Source organism: Streptomyces sp. 8L (assembly GCF_020176795.1).
Classification (GTDB): Bacteria; Actinomycetota; Actinomycetes; order Streptomycetales; family Streptomycetaceae; genus Streptomyces.
The window spans coordinates 1-1,906 of the sequence record NZ_JAIUKE010000841.1 but is presented as its reverse complement, the minus strand read 5'-3'; the positions used below and the strand labels follow the sequence as shown (position 1 = coordinate 1,906).

Sequence of the window (1,906 nt, the reverse complement as noted above, 5' to 3'; positions counted from 1 at the left end):
ACCACCTATATCAACCCCATTGTGTTGGGCGGCAGCGTATTTTTTTTATAACACAATGATATGGGGGGGCGCCTGCCGGCGCTGCTTAGGGCGGGGGGGCGGTCCCGCGGGGCGGACCGCCCGAGGGAGAGAGGGGCCCGACGGACTGCGCCGCGTAGGCTCGGGCATCCGTATGCCCGGCGCCGACAGAGCCAGCCGCACGCAACCCACCCTCGACCCTTACGAGGAGCAGCCCGAAATGACGACTGTCGCCAACCGACAGGACTTCAAGGTCGCCGATCTCTCGCTCGCCGAGTTCGGCCGCAAGGAGATCACCCTCGCCGAGCACGAGATGCCCGGCCTGATGGCGATCCGCAAGGAGTACGCCGAGGCGAAGCCTCTGGCCGGAGCCCGTGTCACCGGCTCTCTGCACATGACCGTGCAGACGGCCGTGCTGATCGAGACCCTCGTCGCCCTCGGCGCCGACGTGCGCTGGGCGTCCTGCAACATCTTCTCCACCCAGGACCACGCCGCCGCGGCCATCGCCGTGGGCCCGAACGGGACCCCGGACAACCCGCAGGGCGTGCCGGTCTTCGCCTGGAAGGGCGAGTCCCTCGCCGAGTACTGGTGGTGCACCGAGCAGGCCCTGACGTGGCCGAACTCGCCCACCGGCGGCCCGAACATGATCCTCGACGACGGCGGCGACGCCACGCTCCTCGTCCACAAGGGCGTCGAGTTCGAGAAGGCGGGCAAGGCCCCCGCGCCGGAGACCGCGGACAGCGAGGAGTTCCGCGAGATCCTCACCCTGCTGAACCGCACGCTCGGCGAGAACCCGCAGAAGTGGACCAAGCTCGCCTCCGAGATCCGCGGCGTCACCGAAGAGACCACCACCGGTGTCCACCGGCTCTACGAGATGCACCGCGACGGCGACCTCCTCTTCCCCGCGATCAACGTCAACGACGCGGTGACCAAGTCGAAGTTCGACAACAAGTACGGCTGCCGCCACTCCCTGATCGACGGCATCAACCGCGCCACCGACGTCCTCATCGGCGGCAAGGTCGCGGTCGTCTGCGGTTACGGCGACGTCGGCAAGGGCTGCGCGGAGTCCCTGCGCGGCCAGGGCGCCCGGGTGATCGTGACCGAGATCGACCCGATCTGCGCGCTGCAGGCGGCGATGGACGGCTTCCAGGTCTCGACGCTGGACGACGTCGTCGGCATCGCCGACATCTTCGTCACCACGACGGGCAACAAGGACATCATCATGGCCTCGGACATGGCCAAGATGAAGCACCAGGCGATCGTCGGCAACATCGGCCACTTCGACAACGAGATCGACATGGCCGGCCTCGCCAAGATCGACGGCATCGTCAAGTCCGAGGTGAAGCCCCAGGTGCACACCTGGACCTTCCCCGACGGCAAGACCCTCATCGTGCTCTCCGAGGGCCGCCTGCTGAACCTGGGCAACGCGACGGGCCACCCGTCCTTCGTGATGTCCAACTCCTTCGCGGACCAGACCCTGGCCCAGATCGAGCTGTTCACCAAGCCGGAGGAGTACCCGGTCGACGTCTACGTGCTGCCCAAGCACCTCGACGAGAAGGTCGCCCGTCTGCACCTGGACGCGCTCGGCGTGAAGCTCACGACCCTCCGCCCCGAGCAGGCCGCCTACATCGGCGTCGACGTGGCCGGCCCGTACAAGCCGGACCACTACCGCTACTGACCGGTGAGCAGCACCGGCCGCCCGCGCGGCGGCCGGCTGCCCCACCGGCCCGCGGCCGACGTCCGGCCACGCACTGCCCCCGGGCAGCCCGTACCGGCCGGCGCCCGTCCTCCGTCAGGCCCCCGCCCCCCCGGGGGGGGGGCGGGCCCCCCCCCCCGGCCCCCCCGGGGGGGCCCCGGGCCCCCCCCGGGCCCCCGGGCGGGGGGGGCG

The 1,906-nt window shown here is 70.1% G+C and carries 1 protein-coding gene; it reads left to right on the top strand.

Annotation, left to right across the window (positions count from 1 at the left end; all coding sequences use genetic code 11):
- Window positions 1-238: 238 nt before the first annotated feature.
- Window positions 239-1,696 (top strand): adenosylhomocysteinase, encoded by a 1,458-nt coding sequence (gene ahcY, locus LCE31_RS39305; protein WP_225023052.1) that lies wholly within the window; start codon window positions 239-241, stop codon window positions 1,694-1,696.
- Window positions 1,697-1,906: the final 210 nt, after the last annotated feature.

What these genes read in the sequence shown, in the direction of transcription:
- ahcY (WP_225023052.1), top strand. Translation starts at nt 239, where the DNA reads ATGACGACTGTCGCCAACCGACAGGACTTCAAGGTCGCCGATCTCTCG.